Here is a 22,502-nt window from a genome sequence, read left to right on the forward strand (position 1 = left end):
GTTCGTTCCACGTTTTGCAATGGAAATGACCGATAGAAAACGTTTTCTGAATTTTGTTGACGAGGAAATGAGACAAGTGATATCATTTCAATAGAATGATGTTTTATTAGTTAAGTAAACAAATTATTTAAGGAAGGGGGCGGCCCATAAATCTTGACCATGTCTAGACGGTTTTATCACTCTAGGATGATCAAAACGAAAAAAGGGGGGACGATTAATTATTACTTGGTTTGCAGCGTTGGTGGGGCCGATGTCCGTTCCGATGATTTTAGGGTTGCTTCCGCAGTTTAAGCACAGTGATGGGAAGATAGCGATTGCTTCCATTATTGGGGGAGTTTTCGGATTTGTCGTTACACAGACAACAGATTGGGTCCCTGCCGATATGGAAACAGCGTTTCCACTTTTCGTTACGTTGCTTGCCTTTATCGTTGGGGGAGTGCTCAATAAGAAACGTGGAGGAAGTGTGCCCCCTGCTGTCGATGAACTGTTAATGTATTTAGGTAAGGAAGAACGGAAATAATATCTTTTGGAAAGCGGAGAGCCCATGTTCTCCTGTTAAACGATCAGGGACATTTGTTTTCCTATCTTTTGCGTGCTAGGTTCTTTGAATGTTACGAAAAAACTATTGACGACTGGACTGTGCCGTGATAGGCTAAATACACGGGGTAAATTTATTAGTTTACTGAACTAATTAAATAGTTAGTGAAGGAATTTAGTTTGTGCATCGGTGTAAGGGGTTTCAAAAAGGAGTTTTTGGACACTAGGGAGGGGCTGCTATGAGTCAAGTAACAAAAATGGAGACGAGGGCTACAACGTCTGGTGAAAACAAGGTACGGCCGTTTGGAATTAGGGACCAGATCGGTTACTTGTTTGGTGATTTCGGCAATGACTTTTTCTTCATTCTTGTCGCTTCATTTTTGATGGTTTATTATACGGATGTGTTTGGGTTGAACGCAGCGCTGGTGGGGACACTCTTTTTAATCGCTAGGCTGTGGGATGCGGTCGCTGATGTGGCGTGGGGCCGGTTTATTGACACGAGAAACCCGAGCAAACATGGGAAGTTTAAGCCTTGGATTTTCCGGATGTCGTTGCCGCTTGTCATTTCCGGTGTGCTTATGTTTGTCTATATTCCTGGCATGACGACGGGATTTTATGAGGCGTATGCTTTTGTGACATACCTCCTTTGGGGGACGCTGTATAGCACGGTCAACATTCCATACGGCTCGATGGCGTCAGTCATTACGAGCGATCCGGTTGAGCGCACATCGTTGTCCACGTTCCGGACGATGGGGGCGATGTTGGCGGGACTCATTATTAACACGGTTGGTCCGCTCATTTTATTTGTCAATAACGAGGCGAACGCCAATCGCTTTTTCCTCGCTGCGGTCATTTTCGGAATTTTGTCGCTTGCCTGCTATATGGCGTGCTACAAGTTATCAACGGAACGGATCGTCTTACAAGAATCGGAAAGCACGAAACTGAATTTAAGCAAAACGTTAAAAGGATTGCTAAAAAACAAGCCGCTCATTTGGATTTTAATTGCTTCGCTCACGTTTATGGTTTGCTTTATGTTAATCGGAGCTGTAAACGTCTATTTATTTAAAGACTATTTTGGAAGCGCTAAATCGCTGAGCCTTGTCGGGCTGTTGCAGTCGGTTGCCGTATTTGTCGCCATGCCATTTGTGAAACCGCTTGTAGCGAAGTTTGGGAAAAAGGAAACGGCGGCAGCGGGGTTGTTGCTGGCTGCTGCAGTGTACATTCTGCTTTACTTTTTGCCGCAATTGACGGCCATGCAATTTATCGCTCTTTTAACTGTAGCGATGTTCGGGTACGGATTTTTCAACTTAGTGATTTGGGCGTTTGTTACGGACGTTATTGACTATCACGAATATTTGACCGGTTTGCGCGAAGATGGAACCGTTTACTCGATTTACTCGTTTTCCCGCAAAGTCGGCCAGGCGGTCGCCGGCGGTTTGGGCGGATGGGCGATTGCGGCGGTCGGGTATAATGCCGGGTTGAAAGAACAGACAGAAAGCACTCTTCACGGCATTTACATGTTAGGGACCCTAGTGCCTGGATTGACCTTGTTGGTCATTGCCCTTATTTTAATCTTCTTGTATCCATTAAATAAGGAGCGGGCAACCCAATTGGCGATTGAACTTGAGGAAAAACGGAAAGCGAAATGATAAAAACGGTTGATTGGATATCCCCCTTCTGGACAAGCTGTCCATTGAAGGGGGATGTTTTTTGGGCAAAGAAACCTTCGTTTCAAAGCGAAGTAAAATGAACTTGCTTTGAGCAAAGGGGAACGTAGAATCCCTCGCTTCAACTGCCGATCAGAGGGGGAGAGGGTCAAGGCTCATACGGCAAGTTCACGATCGGAACGTCCAAAAAGTGGGTGATGGCGAGCGCACAGGCGCCTAAAATGCACGCTTTTTTTCCAATGGAAGAGAGCGATAGTTCCCGGTAATGGCTGATTGAAGAGCGCAAGTGCTGCTGAATATGCCCGAGAGCGTCCGGATGCATGCCGAGCAGCCGGCTGTTGAGCACGACGACTTCGGGATTGTAAAGGTTAATAATATTGTTAATGCCGACCGCTAAGTAATAAATGAACTGTTCCATGATGCGTTCCGTTTCTTCATCGCCTTCGGCCAACAGTTTTTGAATATACTCGTACGTGACGTATTTGACTTGTTTGCATTTGGCCAAAGACTCAAATACACACGATTCGGAAGCGTATTTTTCCCAGCATCCTTTATTGCCGCAGTTGCACAGTCTGCCGTCGGGGACAACGATCATATGGCCCGCTTCGCCGGCAAACCCGTCATGCCCTTGAAAAAACTCGTTGTTAATGATCATGCCAAGGCCGATGCCGGAATAAAGGGTGACGCATAATAAGTTATTCGTTTGATGGTGGATAAATACCCGCTCAGCCAAGGCGGAGAGATTAGCGTTGTTTTCAAGGAAAATTGGAATATCTTGCCCGATTTCGTTTTCCAAGTCTTTTTTTAAGTTGAGATGATGCCAACGGAAACGCGGCACAAAATGGATTGACTCCCTTTTAGAAACGAGACCGTGAATAGCGATGGCAATGCCGACAATGCCGTAGCGGCTCGGTTTGTATTCCTCGATATACGCGCGAATATGGTGGGCAAGTAGGCGAACGATCTCTTGATATTCCGGCGTCTCGAGCGTGACCGTTTTGGACGATACCGGTTTGCCGAGAAGGTCGGTGACGGTGAAGGAAATTTCGCCATAGTCTAAGTCAATGCCGATGGCATAGCCGGCTTGAGCGTTCAAGGAAAGCATAATCGGCTTTCGGCCGACGCTGCTATGCTCATGCTCGATTTCACGAAGAAGTCCTTCTTCTAATAAATCCGCCACTTGTGCGGAAATGGTTGCCCGCGTTAAGGAGGTTGCCTTCGACAAATCGGCCCGCGAAATCATTCGCTCGTTGACGATCGTTTGAATGATCAAGGAGCGGTTCATTTTTTTTATATAGGCTGCATCTCCGGTCACCATGAATGAAAGTCCTCCGTTCCCGGCCGCGTGAACACGTTAGAAAAGAGTGGCGATAGACAGAATGAATGGTTGTAATCGCTCCGATGGCGGCCAATAGTGTTGTCTGAAGAATAGGCTATCATATTAGAAAGAAATCGACAAGAATCCATCAGTTATTCGTTGACGAAATGAACAAAAAGTGATATCGTTAAAGTGAATTAATTAGTTAAGTAAACAAATTAAATAGGAAGAGTCTATTCTTTTTTTACTTGCTTTTGAAAGTGTTTGCAAAAACGGGTAGGGGAGATGAAGGGAAACGTATGAAGACGTTTTTAGATGACCATTTTTTGCTTGAGACAAATACAGCCGTCCGGCTTTATGAAGAAGCGGCGAGACACTTGCCGATTTTTGATTTTCACTGCCACTTGGACCCGAAAGAAATATGGGAAAACAAGCCATATGATAATATCACGCAACTTTGGCTCGGCGGAGACCATTATAAATGGCGGGCGATGCGCATGCATGGAGTGGGCGAGAAGTTCATCACCGGCGATGCGAGCGATTGGGAAAAGTTTCTCGCCTGGGCTGAAACAGTGCCCCATTTGATCGGCAACCCGCTTTATCATTGGACCCATATGGAACTGAAGATGTTTTTTGGGATTGAAAAGCCGCTAAACCCAAAAACAGCAAAAGAGATTTACGAAGAATGCAACGAAAAGCTGCAACAGCCGGAGTTTCGACCGCGGGCGCTCATCCGGCGGGCAAATGTCGCTTTTATTGGCACAACGGATGATCCGCTATCGACGCTTGAGTTTCATCGCCGGCTTCGGGATGATGAGTCGTTTCAAACGATCATTGCGCCGACGTTCCGTCCGGATCAGGCGCTGTTTATTGAACGCCCGTCGTTTACGGATTGGCTGAGGAAGCTGTCGGAAGCATCGGGCATCGCGATTGACTCGTTTGCTGATTTTTTGGCGGCTCTCAAGCAACGGATCGATGAGTTTCATGAACACGGTGGCCGGGCGTCAGACCACGATATTCCGAAAATGGAGTATGTCGCTGTTACGGAATCAGAAGCGGCGGCGATTTTTCAAAAACGGGTGAACGGCGGGGCGCTTTCCGCTGCGGAGCTCGTTGCTTATCGGTCGTTCTTGCTTACGGAGTTAGGAAAAATGTACGCCGAAAAACAATGGGTGATGCAGCTGCACATCGGGGCGATGCGCAACAACAATACGAAAATGAATCGGCTTCTTGGCCCGGACGCCGGATTTGATTCGATCGGGGAAACGAATATAGCCGAAGGACTGTCGCGTTTTCTTGACGCCCTTGACCGGGAAGACGCGCTGCCGCGAACCGTATTGTTTAACTTGAATCCGAAAGACAATGCTGTGATTGCTGGGATGATGGGAAACTTTTATGAAGAGGGCGTGCCGGGAAAAATCCAATTCGGTTCGGCATGGTGGTTTAATGACCATATCGATGGAATGGAAAAGCAAATGCGCGATTTGGCGAATGTCGGAGTGCTCAGCCATTTTATCGGGATGTTGACAGATTCGCGCAGTTTTCTTTCTTACGCCCGCCATGATTATTTCCGCCGCATTCTTTGCAATCTTCTTGGCGACTGGGTGGAAAAAGGGCTTGTCCATAACGATATCGATTTTCTTGTCCAGATGGTGAAAAATATAGGCTACTACAATGCCGAAAGTTATTTTTTGCAACGCTAAGCGGCTTTTCCGATGGTGGATCCCCCTTCCTGCTCTGCCATGCTGGAGTGGGGAGCAAAAATAAATGACGGCTAAGGAGTGGAGAGAGAATGCTGTATCCAATTGTGACTGAAACGCGCCATATCATCGACTTAAACGGTGTTTGGAACTTTAAGCTCGATTCAGGAAACGGGTTTGAAGAAAACTGGCAACGCGCGCCATTAACCGATCCGCAGCCGATGGCGGTGCCGGCGTCGTTTAATGACCTCGGTGTGACTTCTGATATTCGCAACCATGTCGGCTGGGTTTGGTACGAGCGGGAGTTTGTCGTTCCGTCGAGCTTATTGTCAGAGCGGGTCGTGTTACGGTTCGGTTCGGCGACACATGTGGCAAACGTTTATGTGAACGGCCAATTGGTTGTCGAACATAAAGGAGGGTTTTTGCCGTTTGAAGCGGAAATCAATTCGTATATTCAACCAGGGAAAAACCGTCTGACCGTAGCAGTGAACAATGTGATCGACTCGTCGACATTGCCGGTCGGCCTTTATCAAGAAAAGGAAGTAAAAGGACTTGGCACGGTGGTGCGCAACAATCCGAACTTTGACTTTTTCAATTATGCAGGGCTGCACCGACCGGTGAAAATTTATACGACACCGCATGTTTACGTGCAAGATGTGACGATCGTAACCGATGTCGCCGGTTCGACAGGAACTGTCCGTTACGCGGTGGAACAGATTGGCGAGGCGGATGTGCGCGCAGCTGTCATTGATGAGTCAGGAAACGAAGTGGCGAAAGGGGAAGGGGCGGCAGCCGAGCTGACCATTCCGGACGTCCGTTTATGGGAACCGCTGAATGCGTATTTGTATACACTGCGCATTGAACTTGTGAAAGATGGAAAAACGGTGGACGTTTATGAACAACCGTTTGGGGTTCGAACGGTAGAAGTAAAAGACGGCCAATTTTTGATTAACGGAAAGCCGTTTTATTTCAAAGGATTCGGAAAACATGAAGATACCCCAATTCACGGAAGAGGATTCAATGAAGCGGCGAACGTGCTTGACTTCAACTTGATGAAATGGATCGGGGCCAACTCGTTCCGCACAGCCCATTATCCGTATTCGGAAGAACTGATGCGGCTTGCTGACCGCGAAGGGTTCGTCGTCGTCGATGAAACGCCGGCTGTCGGTCTCCATTTGAATTTCTATGCGCTTTTATCCGGCTCGGAGCGGAAAAACAACACATGGGAATTGCTTCAAACGTTTGAACATCATAAGCAAGTGATCAAAGAGCTGATCGCCCGCGACAAGAATCACCCGTCGGTCGTGATGTGGTCGATCGCCAACGAGCCGGCTTCAGAGGAAGAAGGGGCTTACGAATATTTCCAACCGCTTGTTGAGCTGGCGAAACAGCTTGACCCGCAAAAGCGGCCGGTGACAATTGTCGTCCACCTTGGGGCCACCCCGGAAACGGACCGCGTCGCTGAGCTCGTTGACGTGATTGCCTTAAACCGTTACTACGGCTGGTATATCGACAGCGGCGATTTGGAAGTGGCAAAAGTAAAGCTGCGCGAAGAGCTGGCCGGTTGGACTGAGCGCTGCCCGGGCAAACCGATCCTCATGACTGAATACGGCGCCGATACCGTCGCCGGATTGCATGACGTCGACCCGGTCATGTTTACGGAAGAATTCCAAGTTGCCTTTTTACAAGCGAATCACCAAGTGTTTGATGAGTTTTCCAACTTCATCGGCGAACATGTATGGAATTTTGCTGATTTTGCGACAAGCCAAGGCATTATACGGGTGCAAGGAAACAAAAAAGGGATTTTCACCCGCGAGCGCAAACCAAAATATGCTGCTCATGAACTGCGCCGCCGCTGGATGTCTATTCCAGACTTCTACTATAAATGGTAAAATAAAAAGTGAAGATGGCAGACGAAACGCCAGCGCATCCTAATTGGACGGCCCGCTGGCGTTTCCAACGATGAGGGATCAAAAATGGAGACATTGGGCAATAGGGCCGACATGATGAAAAGGAGGAAAAACATGGGCATTTTGCATGACCTGTTAAAAGATATTCCGATTCCGAAAGTGGCGAAAGTGAACGTTCATTTTGATGACACTTGCATTGAAAACGTGCCGCTCGCTCTAATGGAAAAGTTGCAGCAAGACCATATCCGCAGTCTCATTCGTCCGGGCATGGAAATCGCGGTGGCGGTCGGAAGCCGCGGGCTGGATCGGTTGGTGGAGATTGTCGCTACAACTGTTGCCTTTCTAAAGGAACAGGGGGCGAAACCGTTTATCGTCCCGAGCATGGGAAGCCACGGCGGTGCAACGGCGGAAGGGCAGCGGGCGGTGTTGGCCCATCTCGGCGTAACCGAGGAAACGGCCGGCTGTGAAATTCGCTCATCGATGGACGTCGTCCAACTTGGGCAGCTGCCAAACGGCCTTCCGGTGTATATGGACCGGTTTGCGGCCAACGCCGACGGCATTGTCGTCATTAACCGCATAAAACCTCATACCGCTTTTCGCGGCCCGGTTGAAAGCGGGCTGATGAAAATGTTGAGCATCGGGCTCGGAAAACAAAAAGGGGCGGAAGCATGCCACCAGTTAGGATTTAAATACATGGCGGAAAATGTTCCGGCGATGGCGAAAATGATGATGGAGAAAAAACCGGTGCTGTTCGGGGTGGCAACGATTGAAAATGCATTTGACAAAGTAGCGATCGTGGATGTGTTGACGCCAAAGGAAATCATTGAGAAGGAGCCAGAGCTGCAGAAAAAAGCGAAGCAGCTGCTGCCGCGCCTGTTTTTTGACCAAATTGACGTGCTTGTCATCGACCAAATCGGAAAAAATATTAGCGGCGACGGAATGGATCCAAACATTACGGGCCGCTATCCGACTCCGTACGCGCATGGCGGTCCGGATGTGAACAAAATGGTCGTGTTGGATTTAACCCCGGAAACGGAAGGGAACGCCAACGGGGTCGGGACGGCCGATTTCACGACCAAACGGCTTGTCGATAAGATGGACTTGGAAGTGACATATGCAAACGGCCTGACTTCAACTGTTGTCGCCCCGACGAAAATTGCGACGACACTGCCAAACGACCGGATGGCCATTCAGGCTGCCATTAAAACGTGCAATATTTTAGATTTTACAAAAGTGAAATTAGTGCGCATTCAAAACACCTTGAAAATCGGTGAAATCGAAGTGTCGGAAGCGTTAATTCCTTATGTGGAGAGCCACCCGAATATGGAAGTCGTTGCCGGTCCATATGAATGGGTGTTTGATAAACATGGACAATTATTTTAACAAGCAAAGGGAGAGGACAACATGGATCGCTTATTTGACTTGACAGGAAAAGTAGCTGTAGCCATCGGGGGAAATAGTGTATTAGGGTCAGCGATGGCCAAAGGATTGGCTGCATACGGAGCGAAGGTCGCCATTGTGGGGCGCAATTTGGACAAGGCGGAACAAGTCGCCGCAGACATCCGCCATCACGGCGGGACGGCTCAAGCGTTTCAAGCCGATGTCAGCGACCGCGCTTCGCTTTTGCAAGTGGCTGAGCGCATTGAACAATGGGCAGGAGGCTGGGACATTTTGCTCAATGCACCCGGGAAAAACAGCTCGACCCCGTTTTTCGAGCTTGATGCGGACGAGTGGGATGACATTATGGATGTCAATCTAAAAGGGATTGTGTTTACATGCCAAATTTTCGCCAAACGGATGATCGAGCAAGGGAGAAAAGGAAGCATTATTAACATTTCGTCCGTGTCGTCAACGACGCCGCTCTCAAGAGTATTTACGTACTCTGTATCAAAGGCGGGGCTCAACAGCGTCACGCAATATTTGGCGCGCGAGTTGGCGCCGTATGGCATTCGGGTGAATGCCATTATTCCTGGATTTTTTCCGGCTGAGCAAAACCGGAAAATATTGGATGATGAACGGGTTGAAGCGATTATGCGCCATACGCCGATGAAACGGTTCGGCGAGCCGGAAGAACTGCAAGGAGCGGCGGTATGGCTGGCATCCGACCGTGCTTCAAGCTTCGTCACCGGCGCGCTCATCCGCGTTGACGGCGGGTTTGGCGCCATGACGATTTAATATAAAGTAGGCAGGGAGGTGAAGCCGATGCTTGAGCAAAAATATGAAAAGCTGCAGTCCATTCTTCGGGATATGGGATCAGTGGTGGTCGCGTTTTCCGGCGGGGTCGACAGCACGTTTTTGCTGAAAGCGGCGGTGGACACGCTCGGAGCAGATCATGTGCTGGCCGTTACCGCTGATTCGGAGACGTATCCGTCCAGCGAACTCGAGGAAGCAAAGCGGCTGGCGAAATGGATCGGGGCTCCGCATGAAATTATTGAAACGTCGGAACTGGCGATCCCGGGTTATGCGGAAAACTCGAAAAACCGCTGTTATTTTTGCAAAAGCAGTTTGTTTGACCATTTGATCCCCCTTATGGAGGCAAAAGGGTTTCAAAATGTCGTTTACGGTGTCATTGCCGATGACGCCAACGAATATCGGCCGGGAATGAAGGCGGCGAAAGAAAGAGGGGTGCGCGGCCCCCTTCAAGAGGCGAACTTATACAAAAAAGAAATTCGTGAACTCTCCCGCCGGCTCGGCTTGCCGACATGGGACAAACCGTCTTTTGCCTGTCTGTCGTCGCGCATTGCCTATGGCGAATCGATTACAGTGGAAAAATTGACGAGGGTGGAAAAAGCAGAACAATTTCTCAGACAGACGTTTCAGATTCGCCAAGTGCGGGTCCGCACTCACCAAGAGATTGCAAGAATTGAAGTGGAGCCAAACGATATGGCGGTCATTTTGGCGCATCGCGACCGCATTGCGAAACAGCTGCAAACGTACGGCTATCAATATGTGACGCTCGATTTAGTCGGCTATCAGAGCGGAAGTATGAACAAAATGTTGCCGTAAGCGATCGATCAGCGAACGGGCCAGCATGTCGAAAGCAGGTTCTTAAGCGTAAAGATTTCTGACGTGTTTCTGTTCCGGAATAACTTTTTTCGAATTAATGGACTAGCGTTCGAAATGGTTGGTTGAATGCGAAAAAGGAGAGGCATCATGGCAAAAGAATATGTGATCGGGTTGGATCTTGGAACGACAAGTGTGAAAGCATGTGTGTTTCATAGGAGCGGCCAATTGATGGCCGAGGCTGAAAAAATGAATACGTTCCATTACCCGAAACAAGGGTGGGTGGAACAAGATGCGGCGGAAATTGAGCGTTCCGCGGTCTTGGCCGTGCGCGAAGCAATCAGACAGGCTGGAATCAGCCAAAAGGAACTGTTGGCGGTCGGTTTATCGGCGGCAATGCATTCGCTCGTTTGCGTGGACAAGGACGGACATCCGCTTTCTCCGGCGCTCATTTGGGCTGATGGGCGAAGCGCTCCCCAGGCGGAACAGCTGCGGAAAACGATGGGGAAAACGGTGTACGCCAAAACGGGAACTCCGGTTCATCCGATGACCCCGTTGGCCAAATTGTTATGGATGAAAGAAACGAAGTATACGCCATATGAGCGGGCGTTTTCCTTTCTGTCGATCAAAGAGTATGTCGTGCGGCGCTGGTTTCATACCAATGTGATCGATTACTCGATGGCATCGGCGACCGGGTTGTTCAATCCGAGCACATTTCAATGGGAACCGGAGTTGCTCAAGTTAGCGGGGATTCGTGAAGATCAACTGTCCGAGCTCGTCCCGCCCACATATGTGATGACAGGGGTGGATGAGGCGGTTGCTGAGCAGATGGGAATTCCCCGTGATTTGCCGTTTGTCATAGGTGCTGCCGACGGCCAGCTCGCCAATTTAGGCATTGGCGCCATTTTTCCCGGCGAAGTGGCCGTCTCGGTCGGCACGAGCGGAGCGGTTCGCCAAATCACCCGTGAACCGAAAATGAGTGAAAATGGCGAGACTTTTTGTTATGCTTTTACAAAAGAGCGGTTTATTATTGGCGGGCCGTCAAACAACGGCGGCATTGCGCTGCAGTGGCTGAAAGACATCATGAACGATCAACGGAGTTTTAGTCAGTTTTTGGAAGATGCTGCACGAGCAGTGCCCGGGGCGGACGGTCTGATTTTTCTTCCGTATATTAACGGTGAACGGGCGCCGCTTTGGGATCCGCGGGCGAAAGGCGGCTTTTACGGAGCGACGGTCACCCATAAGCAAGAACATTTTATCCGGGCAGTGATGGAAGGGATCACGTTCAATCTTTACCAAATCGGAAAGGCGTTGGAAACATTGGCTGGAAAGCCAAAGAAGTTATACGTCAGCGGTGGGTTGGCGCGTTCTCCGCTATGGCTGCAAATCTTAGCGGACGTGTTTGATGCAGAAATCGGCGTTCCAAAAAGCCATCACGGGGCAGCGTGGGGCGCGGCATGGACAGCGCTTGTCGCCATCGGCGAAGCGGAATCGTTGGAAGCGATTAAGGCGCACATTCCGATGGGGGAAACAGTCATGCCGAATGAGGACAACCGGAAAGCCTATAAAGAGGTTTATGAACGCTACGAGCGCCTTGTCCGCCATATGGCGAGCTACTTTCAAAAGGAATAGGTGATGTGATGCTCGAAGACATTTTGCGACAAGTACAAACAGGGGAACTGAGTGTCGAAGAGGCGAAGGAGCGGTTGAAGCCGTTTGACCGCTTAGGATTTGCCAACGTCGACCTTCATCGCCCGAAACGGCAAGGGTTTCCGGAAGTGGTGTTCGGGGAAGGAAAAACGGCAGACCAAATCATCGCCATTGTCCGAACACTAAAAGAACATCACGACCGCGTGCTCGTCACCCGCGTGACACAAGACAAAGCAGCGGCTGTGCGTGCGCTGTTTCCTGAGCTGGTGTATCATGATGCCGCGCGTCTGTTATATTGGAAAAAGGAACAGGCGAAAACGAAGGAAACGGATGCGTATATCGCTGTGATTTGTGCCGGCACGTCAGATCTCGGCGTCGCCGAGGAAGCGGCGATCACCGCCGAGATGTTCGACTGTGAAGTGCGGCGGTTTTACGATGTCGGCGTGGCGGGCATTCACCGGCTGTTTCACCATATCGAAGCCATTCGTGCGGCGACCGTTTCGATCGTCGTGGCCGGAATGGAAGGGGCGTTGCCAAGCGTCGTCAGCGGCCTTGTCTCCCACCCGGTGATCGCCGTGCCGACAAGCGTCGGCTATGGCGCCCACTTCCAAGGGTTATCGGCATTATTGACGATGTTGAATTCATGCGCGCCGGGCATTAGTGTCGTCAATATTGATAACGGATTTGGCGGCGGATATAGCGCTGCCTTAATTCACCGGCTCGCCTGCCAAAAGGGGTGAAACGAATGACGATAATCTATTTCGATTGTTTCTCGGGAATCAGCGGAGATATGGTGATCGGCGCGCTCATCGATGCCGGCGCCGACCCGAAGCTGCTCGAAGCAGAATTAAAGAAACTCCCGTTGGAAGAGGAATACACGTTAACATGGCGGAAGATCGTCAAAAACGGCATTACGTGCACAAAGTTTGATGTTGTCCTCAAGCATGATGACCATCATCGACATCACTCCGGCGATGATCATCGTGACCACCATCACGAGCACGCTCATGATGACGGACACCATCATCATCACGGGCACGGTCATGATGACAATCATCACCATCATCACGAACATGATCACGGCGATGGCCGTCATCTCGCACACACTCATGGCGGCAGCGATCATCATCATGGGCACGGCCACCATCACCGGTCATACAAAGAGATTGCGGAGATGATCGACGCATCTGATCTGGCTAAGGAGGTCAAAGAAACAGCGTTGGCGATTTTCCGCCGCATTGGCGAGGCGGAAGGGCGGATTCATAACGTTCCGTTAGACCGCGTTCATTTTCATGAAGTCGGAGCCGTTGATTCGATTATCGATATTGTCGGGACAGCGATTCTCATTCACCAGCTTGGTGCCGTTTCGATTCAGTCGTCCCCGATTCCGGTCGGATCGGGAACAGTGCAGATTGATCACGGGGAATATCCGGTGCCCGCTCCGGCGACATTGGAATTATTAAAGGGTATTCCGATTGAACAGTCGGCAATCAAAGGAGAGTTGACGACACCGACAGGAGCGGCGATCGTTTCGGTATTGGCCGAACATTTCGGCCCACTTCCATCTATGAACGTCACCGCTATTGGGTATGGGGCCGGAACGAAGACGTTTCCCCACCGCCCGAATGTGTTGCGCGTCGTCATTGGCGAACAGCGGTAGGAGCGGACGCCGGATGGAAGGGAGGGATGTAGACGGTGGGCAACCATCCTCCTCATCACGAACATATTGATGAACAAATGATGAAAGTGGAAGTGAATCTTGATGATACGCCCGGGGAATGGCTTGGCTATGTGATGGAGCTGCTGTTGGAAGCAGGGGCAAACGATGTATTTTATACGCCAATTTATATGAAAAAAAACCGCCCGGGCGTTTTGCTGCAACTATTATGTTCGCGCAAAAAGCTAGAACAGATGAAAGAGATTTTGTTCCGCGAAACGACGACGCTTGGGGTGCGTTACTATCCGTTGACGGTGCACCGGCTTGAGCGGCGGTTTCGTGAAGTGCAGACCGACTGGGGGACGGTGGCGGTAAAAGAAGGGATACATCGCGGCCAAGTCGTCCAGAGAGCTCCAGAGTTTGAACAATGCAAAGCGATCGCCAAAGCGAACGGCGTGCCATTAAAAAAGGTGTACGAGCAAGTTTGGAAACAATTAAATGAGAAACTGGAGGAAAATTAGGGGGAAGAAACCGGTGGAAAGTGTAGCGTTGACGTTGTTATTTGGCCTTTTGTTAGGAATGAAGCATGCGACAGAGCCGGACCATGTCGTGGCGGTGTCGACGATCGCAAGCCGCACGAATAAACTGTCTCTTTCTTCGCTATCCGGCGTTTTTTGGGGGATCGGCCATACGTTGACATTGCTTGTCGTCGGCATGATCGTAATCAGCTTGAAACAACATATCCCGGAAACGATCGCTACATGGATGGAAATGGCAGTCGGCGTGATGATTATCGTTTTATCGATTGCCAGTTTCCGTGCTGTACGGGCGGCGGGTGATGCTCAGGCAGTCCACGTTCACCGTCTCCACATGAAGTCGCTGCTCGTCGGGGTGGTGCACGGCATGGCCGGCAGCGCCGGAATGGTGCTTCTCACTTTGACGACAGTAGAGACGTCGTGGCAGGCGTTTGCGTTTATTATTATTTTCGGACTTGGAACGGTTATCGGCATGATGATTTTTACGACATTGTTCGGCTTGCCGTTTTTGTTCGCCCGCCCGAAACAAACGTTGTATCGCGCGCTTGTGCAGGTTGTTTCTGCCATCAGTCTCGTTTATGGCGTTTATTATCTCTATGAAGTCGGTCGGGAAGGCGGATTGTTTTAACCAAAAAAGGCTGCGCAACATCGGAGCGCAGCCTTTTTTTGATTCAAAAAACCGCCCCACCCCGAACACGGGGTGAGGCGGCATTCGTCAGACGGTTATGATGCGATTTGCGCCACAATGGCATCGCCTTTGACATCGATGCGGATCGCACGCACCGATTGATCGGCGTCAAGCAGGCAGTCGGCGATGTTGTCTTCGACATGTTCCTGGATGGCGCGGCGGAGCGGGCGGGCGCCAAAGGCCGGATGGTAGCCGAGCTCAGCCAGCTTTTCTTTCGCCGCTTCGGTCACGTCGAGTTCGATGCCTTGTTCGCGCATTGCCGCTTTGACATCGGCGAGCATCAAGTCGACAATCTCAAGCAATTGCGCTTTTTCAAGCGGCTTGAACTCGATGATGGCGTCGAAGCGGTTCAAAAATTCCGGCTTGAAGTAAGCGTTTAAGGAGTCGAGCACGCTTGATGCGCCACCGCTTTGTTTTTCAAAGCCGACGGTGATTTTTTTGTCTGTTACACCAGCGTTGCTTGTCGCGATGATGACCGTATCTTTGAAGCTGACGGTGCGGCCTTGGCTGTCGGTCAAGCGGCCGTCTTCTAAAATTTGCAGGAAAATGTGCTGGACATCCGGGTGCGCCTTTTCCATCTCGTCGAGCAAGATGATGCTGTACGGGTTGCGGCGCACTTTTTCTGTCAGTTGGCCGGCTTCTTCAAAGCCGACATAGCCCGGCGGTGAACCGATCAGCTTCGAGACGGAATGTTTCTCCATGTATTCGCTCATATCGAGGCGAATCATGGCGTCTTTCGTGCCGAACAACTCCTCGGCGAGCGTTTTGGCGAGCTCCGTTTTCCCGACGCCGGTCGGGCCGACGAACAGGAACGAACCGACCGGACGGTGTTTCGCTTTCAAGCCGGCGCGGCTGCGGCGGATCGCTTTGGCGACTTTTTTCACCGCTTCCGCTTGGCCGATCACTTTTTTCGCCAAGTTGTCTTCGAGATGTTTCATTTTTTCTTTTTCATCGGCTTGCAACTTGCCGACCGGGATGCCCGTTTTTTCAGCGATGATTTGCTCGATGTCAGCGACATCGACCGTCGGGCGTTCTTGCGCGATGCCTTGTTCGAGTTGTTTTTCGAGCTTCAGCTCTTCATCGCGCAGTTTCGCCGCCCGTTCATAGTTTTCTTCTTTCGTCGCTTGTTCTTTTTCTTTCGCGATTTGCATCAACCGCTCTTGCAGCTGTTTTTCATCGGTCGGTCCGAGGCGCAAGTTCGCTTTCGAGCCGGCCTCATCCAACAAGTCGATCGCTTTGTCCGGCAGGAAGCGGTCTTGGATGTAGCGGTGCGCGAGTTTGACGCACGCTTCGATCGCTTCGTCCGTATAACGGACATGGTGGAACTGTTCGTATTTCGGCTGGATGCCTTTTAAGATCGCGATCGCTTCGTCAACGGTCGGCTCGTGGACGAGAACCGGCTGGAAGCGGCGCTCAAGGGCGGCGTCTTTTTCAATTTGCCGGTATTCTTTCAATGTCGTCGCCCCGACGACTTGCAGTTCACCGCGGGCGAGCGCCGGTTTTAAAATGTTGCCGGCGTCCATCGACCCTTCGGCAGCGCCAGCACCGACGAGCAGATGAATTTCGTCAATGAACAAGATGATGTTTTTCCGCTCTTGCAGTTCGGCAATCATCCGTTTCATCCGCTCTTCAAATTGACCGCGGATGCCGGTGTTGGCGACAAGCGACGCCACATCAAGCAGGTATACTTCTTTGTTTAACAGTTTTTCCGGCACTTGCCCCTCGGCGATCTTCAGCGCAAGCCCTTCGACGATCGCCGTTTTCCCGACACCCGGCTCCCCGATCAACACCGGGTTGTTTTTGTTGCGGCGGTTTAAAATTTCAATGACGCGCGCAATTTCTTTGTCGCGGCCGATGACGGGGTCAATTAAGCCCGCTTTCGCCATTTGCGTCAAGTTGCGGCCAAATTGATCCAAAAATCCACCGCCATGGCGCTGCGGGCGTTTGGTCGCCGTTTCCGGCGCGGCCGCTTGCGCGTTGGCCGCCGCCAAATGGCCGGTGAAGAAATCATCGAACGAAAACGGCGAAAAGCCGAAGTTCATTGGAATGGACAGTTGTTGCTTTTGCTTTTCATAGCATGTATGGCAAAGGTGAAGTTCTTGTTTTTCCCCGTTCCATTGCAAGTTGACGAACACCGATGCTTTATTTTTTTGGCATGCTTGACATAGCATAAGGCATACCCCCTTTTTTGCTGTTTGTCTTTGACTTTCTTTGACCTTCTGGTTTTATTATACTTTGACCTTTTTTGACTTTCAAGTGTTTTGTACAAAAAAATTGTGATAACGGTGAAATGTTTTTGAAAAAATAGTGAATACTAATGTAGGTGCAGCCAAACTATGATAAAGTGAAAAACAGAAAAAGAGGCGAAAAACAGCCTGTTGCCGCCGTTTGCCGTAAAGTTTTATTGCTAAAAGGAGAAAGGTGAAGATGAGAAGACGTTTGCTTTTTACGTGGATGGCGTTGTTGGTTGTCGCTATGCTCGCGGCTTGCTCGAACAACGATGAGCAGGCGGAAACGCCGGCTATGCTCGAAGTCAAACTGGATGTTCCCGACCATATTGAATTGAACAAGGCGGCGACACTTGCCTGTGTCGTGACGTATGACGGAGAAAACGTGGACGATGCGAGTGAAGTGAAGTTTGAAGTATGGAGACATGGAGACGGCGAGCGGGAAATGCTTGAGGCGAAGCATGACGGCGATGGCCGCTATTCGGTGGAAAAAACGTTCACGGAAGCAGGGACGTATTCCGTTGTCGCTCATGTGACGGCGCGCGATATGCATAATATGCCGAAAAAAGACATTGTCGTCGGCCAGCCGGAACAAGCCGCCAATGGCCCCGATGCCAGCAGCCTGGATGATGAGAAAGGCCATCACAGCAGTGTGGCGATGTCGTTATTATCCCATTCATTCGAAGCCGGGAAACCGGCCTCATTGGTTGTCCATCTGACAAAAGACGGACAGCCGCTGACAGGTGCAACCGTGCGCTTTGAAATTTGGCAGGCCGATAATAAACATGAATTTGTCGATGCGGCCGAAAAAGGGAACGGTGAATACGAAGCGGCTGTCACGTTTGCGAATCAAGGCACGTATTCAGTGAAAGTACATGTTGAAGGAAGCGGCGGGCTGCACGAACATCAAGTCGAACAAGTGACAGCGAATTGATCGAGCAGAGATGACAAAAACTGTCTTTCCTTTTCAACAAGATGATGCAGTTTGTTTCTTCTACACACCGGCAAGAGGAGGGGGTCCTGTTGATTGGATGGGATCCCTTCTTTTTTTCATTCCGGCGTCTTTCTTGTCCATGCCGGACATATATATGGCAATGAGCAGCGGACAAGAGAGAAGGGGATGGCAAACAGTGGGCAAGAGAAACGAGTGGTCGGAAGCGTGGCAAATCGCCGCTGTTTACATCGGTACCGTCATTGGAGCAGGATTTGCGACCGGAAGGGAAATCATCGAATTTTTTACTCGCTACGGGGCGGCGGGAACCGTCGGTGTGGCCGTCAGCGGTTTTTTGTTTACATGGGGCGGGGTTCGCCTTATGGTGATGGCGCGCCGCATTGGAGCGTCGTCGTACGATGAGTTGAACCGGTATTTATTTGGAAAAACGGTGAGCCCGTTCGTGACCTTGATGATGACTGCGATGATCGGCGGAGTAACGGCGGTGATGATCGCTGGAGCGGGGGCGGTGTTTGAAGAGCAGCTCGGTTGGACACGGCAGGGGGGCGTTGCACTGACGCTTGCTTTGGCGCTTATGGTGATGCTGTTGGGGCGGAAAGGGCTGTTTGGGGTCAATGTCTTTGTCGTGCCGATGATGGTCTTATTTAGCGTTTTCACTTTTATGAAGACGGTGATGGCCGGGGAGTTGTGCCGCGCGGATGTTGTGGCCTCCGACTATTCTTTAAAAGCGGTGTTGTCGCCGTTTTCTTATGCGGCGTTCAATTTGGCCATGGCACAAGCGGTGCTCGTCCCGGTCGCCCGTGAAGCGAGCGACGAACAAATCGTAAAGCGCGGGGCGGTCTTGGGCGGAATCGTCTTGACCGTTTTGTTGCTGTTAAATCATATTGTGTTACTGTCGTTTCCGTACAAGGGCAGTTACGACATCCCGATGGCGGAAATCGTTCATACGTTTTTTTCAGTGTTGTACTGGTTTTACGTCTTTGTCATTTACGGGGAAATTTTCACATCGGTCATCGGTGGCCTATTTGGGTTGGAGCGCCAAGTTCGCGTGTGGGTTCCGGTTCGCGGAAAATGGCTGGTGATATTGCTCGTTGTACTGTTCGCGGCCGTCAGCCCGTTTCATTACGGCGAGCTGCTGTCTTTCATCTATCCGTTGTTCGGCTATATCAGCCTCATATTATTATGGCTTCTTTGGCGCCGCAAGTTGCCGCGCTAGCAAACAGGCCCTTTCGCTTTCCCCGCCTCTTCCGTTCTGGAGCGGGGGCGAAAGGGCTTATTGTTTTTCTGTACAACGCCCGCCCAATCGGCATCCCTTCGCTTTCATGGCGTTTCGCAAAACGGGGGCTTTTTTCGAAATGGTCCTCCCGCATACGGATGTTGAAAGCATCATCGCGAGCGAAAACGGGCGATCATCGTTTCCAAATCGCGGGCTGCGGAGGCCAAGGCATCCGCTTCCCCCGCCAGTTCGTGAAGGGCGAGCGTTTGCCGCTCGAGCCCCGCCGCCGTCTCTTGCACCATATCGGAAAAATCGGCGGCGACCGCGCGCACGCCGCTCATCAGCCTGCCCAGTTGCTCGCCGTCGGCGGTGATGGTGTTGACGTGGGCTTCGTTTTGCTGGAGCAAGTCGTTCAGCTGGGAGAACATGCCCTGAAACGATGTGAACGTCTCGCCTGTTTTCCAAAGCGAGTCTTTTGTCGTTTCAACGTGGCGGCCGCTTCCTTGCACGGCCTGCACGGCGGCTTCCAACGCGCTCGTCATGTCGTCGAGCGAGGCGAAAATTTTGGCAGCGAAGGCGTTCGTATTTTCGGCGAGCGTCCGCACTTCTTGGGCGACGATCGAAAAGCCGCGGCCTGCTTCCCCTGCGCGCGCCGCCTCGATCGAAGCGTTTAGGGCGAGCAAGTTCGTTTGTTTGGCAATCGTGCGGATGGCGGCGATCATGTCATGGACGCGCGCCGCTTCTTTAGCCGCTTTGTCAATGAGAGCGGTCGTCTCACCGATGCCGCGCTGCATCGCATCCATGTTTGCCTTTGTTTCATCGATCAGGCGGATTCCTTCGGATGCGGATGACCAAGCCTGACCCGCCTGTGTGACGACGCGTTCCACCGCCGCACGCATGAGCTGCACGCGTTCCACCATCTGCCGGATGACGTCATCCGCTTGCTCGACGGCGGCTGTCTGTTGTTTCGTCCCTTCCCGGAACGTTTCAACCGCGGTGGCGATTTCATCAAACGATTCGGACAAACGGCGCATTTCCGCTTGCTGCTCATGGCTGACGTCATGCACCGTTTTTGCCGCTTTCGCCAGTTCGGCGATGATCGTGCGGATGCCGAGAATCATCTTATTGATTTCATAAGCGATTTGGTGAAATTCGTCCCGTTTCCCTGTCGTTTGAAGTTCCGCTTGCAATTGGCCGGAAGAAACGGTACGGGCAACGCTGTACCATTGGCGCAGCTGGGCGGTGAGCACCCGGTGCCAAACGGCGCTGAGCCCCACCCCGGCTGTTATGGCAAACAGCGCGGCCCAAATAGGCGGCGCCCCGGCGAGGGAAGAAGTCAGCCCAACCACCGCCGGGGTGATGGCGATGCCGGCTAGCACCCATTGCAAATACGGGCGGTGCATAAGACGGCCCATCCGCAGGTTAAGACGTTTTCCGCCCGGTTCGGTCCAAAGCGGACAGCTGGCGTCAATCAACACTTCGCCGGTATCCCGTTCGTACACTTGCAATAGCGGCTCATGCGTGCGGGCGGCGGCGAGCCCGACCGGGTCGGCAAACACTCTTCCCTCGCGGAGGCGATTCGTATGGACAAGCCCGTATCCGCTTTCATCGACGACCACAAAATATTCATCATGCCCGAGATGGTCGTCTAAAAAGGAGCGGATGCGGTCGAACTGCTCGGCAATGGGCCGCTTCGAATCCATCAACTGCCGCAGCGCTTCCGCCGTTTCCGTCACTTTTTTTAACGCCTGTCTTGCCCGGCGCCGTTTCGCCAGCCCCCTCATTTATGATTCTCCTTTTTCTAGTTTTTTGTCTATCTCCAATAATATATAGAATATTCCGTCCAATCAATAGGAAATGTGGGGATGCATAAAAATATTCGTTTATTGGAAGACTATGCCGTAAACGGAAAGGCGAGGGGATGGCCGTGGGCTTTTTATCATTTTTTAAAAAGAAAAAGCGCCCTCTGGAACAAACGATGCCGCAGCTATGGGAAAAACTCCGGCGGTCGAGCGATTTTGTTGAAGTGTCGTTTTCAGCTGGGGACAAGGAGCTATCGATTTGCTATTTCGATTCGCTCGTCGACCCGAAAGTGCTGCAAGAGCATGTTCTTTGCCATCTACAAACTGACCTTTCCCGCCATCCGGGTGTGCGGTTGGAAGATTTGCAACAAATCGTGCCGATTCAGCGGATCGAGGTGAGCGAAGATCCGGCGCTGATTGAAGAAAAAGTGTTAAAAGGATTCGTCGCTGTCAGCTTCCGGGAGCAGCCGGGCAAAGCGGCGCTGATCAGCGCGGCGAACGAAAACTTGGGGTTGCGGGAGAACAACGATTCGGAAAACGAGTTTAGCGTTGTCGGTCCGAAAGTCGGCTTTGTCGAAAATGTTGGGACGAACTTGCATCTCATGCGCCGGCAAATTGCAACGCCGAATCTTGTGTTTCGGGAAATGATGATCGGCTCAATGTCAAAAACGAAAGTCGTGATCGCATATATTGACGGCGTGGCGAATCCAGAAACGATCCAGACGGTGATGCAACGGGTTAAAGCCATTCATTTTGACATTGTGTTTGATAATGCGATCATAGACCAGCTAATCGCCGACAATTCGCGGACGCCGTTTCCGCTTTTCGTCTCTACCGAGCGGATTGACCGCGCCGTTTATGCGCTCGCATCGGGACAAGTTGCTGTTTTTTGCGACGGTTCACCGTATGCGGTGATCGGCCCTTCCACGTTTTTTGATTTTTTTACTTCACCGGAAGACTATTATTTGCCGTGGGTGCTCGGCTCGTTTTTCCGGCTCATCCGCTTTTTCGGCGTCATGTTTTCCATCTTAGCATCGCCGGTTTATGTGGCGGTATTGACGTATCATTATGAAATGATTCCGGAAGACCTGCTTGGCCCCATTATTTATTCACGTTCGAACGTGCCGTTTCCGCCGGTGCTCGAAGTGTTGTTTTTAGAGATTACGATTGAACTGCTGCGCGAAGCCGGGGCGCGGCTGCCGACGAAAGTTGCGCAAACGCTCGGGATCGTTGGCGGGATTGTGATCGGACAGGCGACGGTGGATGCCGGACTGGCAAGCACGATTTTGTTGATCGTCGTCGCCCTAGCGGCGCTCGCCTCGTTTACGACGCCGATTTTTAAAATGTCAAACACCATTCGGTTTATCCGGTTTCCGTTTATTTTGTTTGCCGCATGTTGGGGCGGGATTGGCATCATTTTTGCCGTCTGCGGACTGCTCATTCATTTAGGGCGGCTACAGTCGCTTGGTTATCCGTATTTAGTGCCGTTTTATCCGTTACGCCTGCGCAATTTCCGCGATACGTTCGTCCGCTCACCGTACAGCGCGACAGCGGAGCGGCCGACGCTTTTCCGCCCGCAGTCGCGGTTTCGCTATGACCCGGAAGACGCTAAGCAAAAACGCGATATTGACGAGTAAG

The 22,502-nt window shown here is 51.2% G+C and carries 18 protein-coding genes; 15 read left to right on the top strand and 3 right to left on the bottom strand.

The window, feature by feature from the left end:
• Window positions 1-250 precede the first annotated feature (250 nt).
• Window positions 251-520 (top strand): hypothetical protein, encoded by a 270-nt coding sequence (locus ACTVDO_RS06150; protein WP_442901209.1) that lies wholly within the window; start codon window positions 251-253, stop codon window positions 518-520.
• A gap of 256 nt (window positions 521-776) precedes the next feature.
• Window positions 777-2,186, top strand: a complete 1,410-nt coding sequence (locus tag ACTVDO_RS06155) for an MFS transporter (RefSeq protein WP_020959106.1) — start codon at window positions 777-779, stop codon at window positions 2,184-2,186.
• Window positions 2,187-2,352: 166 nt separating this feature from the next.
• Here ACTVDO_RS06155 and ACTVDO_RS06160 read toward each other — a convergent pair whose 3' ends face one another.
• Window positions 2,353-3,522, bottom strand: a complete 1,170-nt coding sequence (locus ACTVDO_RS06160) for an ROK family transcriptional regulator (RefSeq protein WP_020959107.1) — start codon at window positions 3,520-3,522, stop codon at window positions 2,353-2,355.
• A 299-nt stretch (window positions 3,523-3,821) separates the two neighbouring features.
• Between ACTVDO_RS06160 and uxaC the strand changes: the two genes are divergently transcribed.
• From uxaC to ACTVDO_RS06210, 10 genes are all read left to right on the top strand, one after another.
• Window positions 3,822-5,225 (top strand): glucuronate isomerase, encoded by a 1,404-nt coding sequence (gene uxaC, locus ACTVDO_RS06165; RefSeq protein WP_442901210.1) that lies wholly within the window; start codon window positions 3,822-3,824, stop codon window positions 5,223-5,225.
• Between the two features lie 89 nt (window positions 5,226-5,314).
• Window positions 5,315-7,114, top strand: a complete 1,800-nt coding sequence (gene uidA, locus ACTVDO_RS06170; RefSeq protein ID WP_442901211.1) for a beta-glucuronidase — start codon at window positions 5,315-5,317, stop codon at window positions 7,112-7,114.
• 132 nt (window positions 7,115-7,246) lie between these two features.
• Window positions 7,247-8,515, top strand: a complete 1,269-nt coding sequence (locus ACTVDO_RS06175) for a lactate racemase domain-containing protein (protein ID WP_020959109.1) — start codon at window positions 7,247-7,249, stop codon at window positions 8,513-8,515.
• 21 nt (window positions 8,516-8,536) lie between these two features.
• Entirely contained in the window at window positions 8,537-9,307 is a 771-nt protein-coding gene (locus ACTVDO_RS06180) for an SDR family oxidoreductase (protein ID WP_020959110.1), read from the top strand.
• Window positions 9,308-9,334: 27 nt separating this feature from the next.
• Window positions 9,335-10,138, top strand: coding sequence for an ATP-dependent sacrificial sulfur transferase LarE (larE, locus tag ACTVDO_RS06185; RefSeq protein WP_168368308.1), 804 nt, complete (start codon window positions 9,335-9,337; stop codon window positions 10,136-10,138).
• 147 nt (window positions 10,139-10,285) lie between these two features.
• Window positions 10,286-11,767: a gluconokinase gene (locus ACTVDO_RS06190; protein ID WP_442901212.1), complete on the top strand. Its 1,482-nt coding sequence runs from the start codon at window positions 10,286-10,288 to the stop codon at window positions 11,765-11,767.
• 8 nt (window positions 11,768-11,775) lie between these two features.
• Complete coding sequence (gene larB / locus ACTVDO_RS06195; protein WP_041267862.1) at window positions 11,776-12,525, top strand: nickel pincer cofactor biosynthesis protein LarB; 750 nt, start codon at window positions 11,776-11,778, stop codon at window positions 12,523-12,525.
• A gap of 5 nt (window positions 12,526-12,530) precedes the next feature.
• The gene (locus tag ACTVDO_RS06200) at window positions 12,531-13,445 is read left to right on the top strand and encodes a LarC family nickel insertion protein (protein ID WP_442901213.1); all 915 of its coding nucleotides are present in this window, start codon (window positions 12,531-12,533) and stop codon (window positions 13,443-13,445) included.
• Window positions 13,446-13,480: 35 nt separating this feature from the next.
• Entirely contained in the window at window positions 13,481-13,963 is a 483-nt protein-coding gene (larC, locus tag ACTVDO_RS06205; RefSeq protein WP_442901214.1) for a nickel insertion protein, read from the top strand.
• Window positions 13,941-14,606, top strand: coding sequence for an urease accessory protein UreH (locus tag ACTVDO_RS06210; RefSeq protein ID WP_442901215.1), 666 nt, complete (start codon window positions 13,941-13,943; stop codon window positions 14,604-14,606). The genes larC and ACTVDO_RS06210 overlap by 23 nt, the downstream gene beginning before the upstream one ends.
• A 95-nt stretch (window positions 14,607-14,701) precedes the next feature.
• On the opposite strand, the gene ACTVDO_RS06215 is transcribed toward ACTVDO_RS06210, so the two are convergent.
• Window positions 14,702-16,837, bottom strand: a complete 2,136-nt coding sequence (locus tag ACTVDO_RS06215; RefSeq protein ID WP_442901216.1) for an AAA family ATPase — start codon at window positions 16,835-16,837, stop codon at window positions 14,702-14,704.
• Window positions 16,838-17,093: 256 nt separating this feature from the next.
• Here ACTVDO_RS06215 and ACTVDO_RS06220 point away from each other — a divergent pair, with 256 nt between their 5' ends.
• Together ACTVDO_RS06220 and ACTVDO_RS06225 are read left to right on the top strand one after the other, a co-directional pair.
• A complete protein-coding gene (locus ACTVDO_RS06220; RefSeq protein WP_442901217.1) occupies window positions 17,094-17,828 on the top strand; it encodes a FixH family protein in 735 nt (244 codons plus the stop codon).
• Window positions 17,829-18,024: 196 nt separating this feature from the next.
• On the top strand, window positions 18,025-19,062 hold the full coding sequence (locus ACTVDO_RS06225; protein WP_020959119.1) for a YkvI family membrane protein: 1,038 nt from the start codon (window positions 18,025-18,027) through the stop codon (window positions 19,060-19,062).
• A gap of 170 nt (window positions 19,063-19,232) precedes the next feature.
• Here ACTVDO_RS06225 and ACTVDO_RS06230 read toward each other — a convergent pair whose 3' ends face one another.
• Window positions 19,233-20,846 (bottom strand): methyl-accepting chemotaxis protein, encoded by a 1,614-nt coding sequence (locus ACTVDO_RS06230; RefSeq protein ID WP_442901218.1) that lies wholly within the window; start codon window positions 20,844-20,846, stop codon window positions 19,233-19,235.
• A 143-nt stretch (window positions 20,847-20,989) separates the two neighbouring features.
• Here ACTVDO_RS06230 and ACTVDO_RS06235 point away from each other — a divergent pair, with 143 nt between their 5' ends.
• Window positions 20,990-22,501 carry a spore germination protein gene (locus ACTVDO_RS06235; protein WP_020959121.1) on the top strand — a complete coding sequence of 504 codons (1,512 nt, stop codon included), beginning with the start codon at window positions 20,990-20,992 and terminating at the stop codon, window positions 22,499-22,501.
• Window position 22,502 lies beyond the last annotated feature (1 nt).

This window comes from Geobacillus sp. BK01 (genome assembly GCF_052220245.1).
Taxonomy (GTDB): domain Bacteria; phylum Bacillota; class Bacilli; order Bacillales; family Anoxybacillaceae; genus Geobacillus.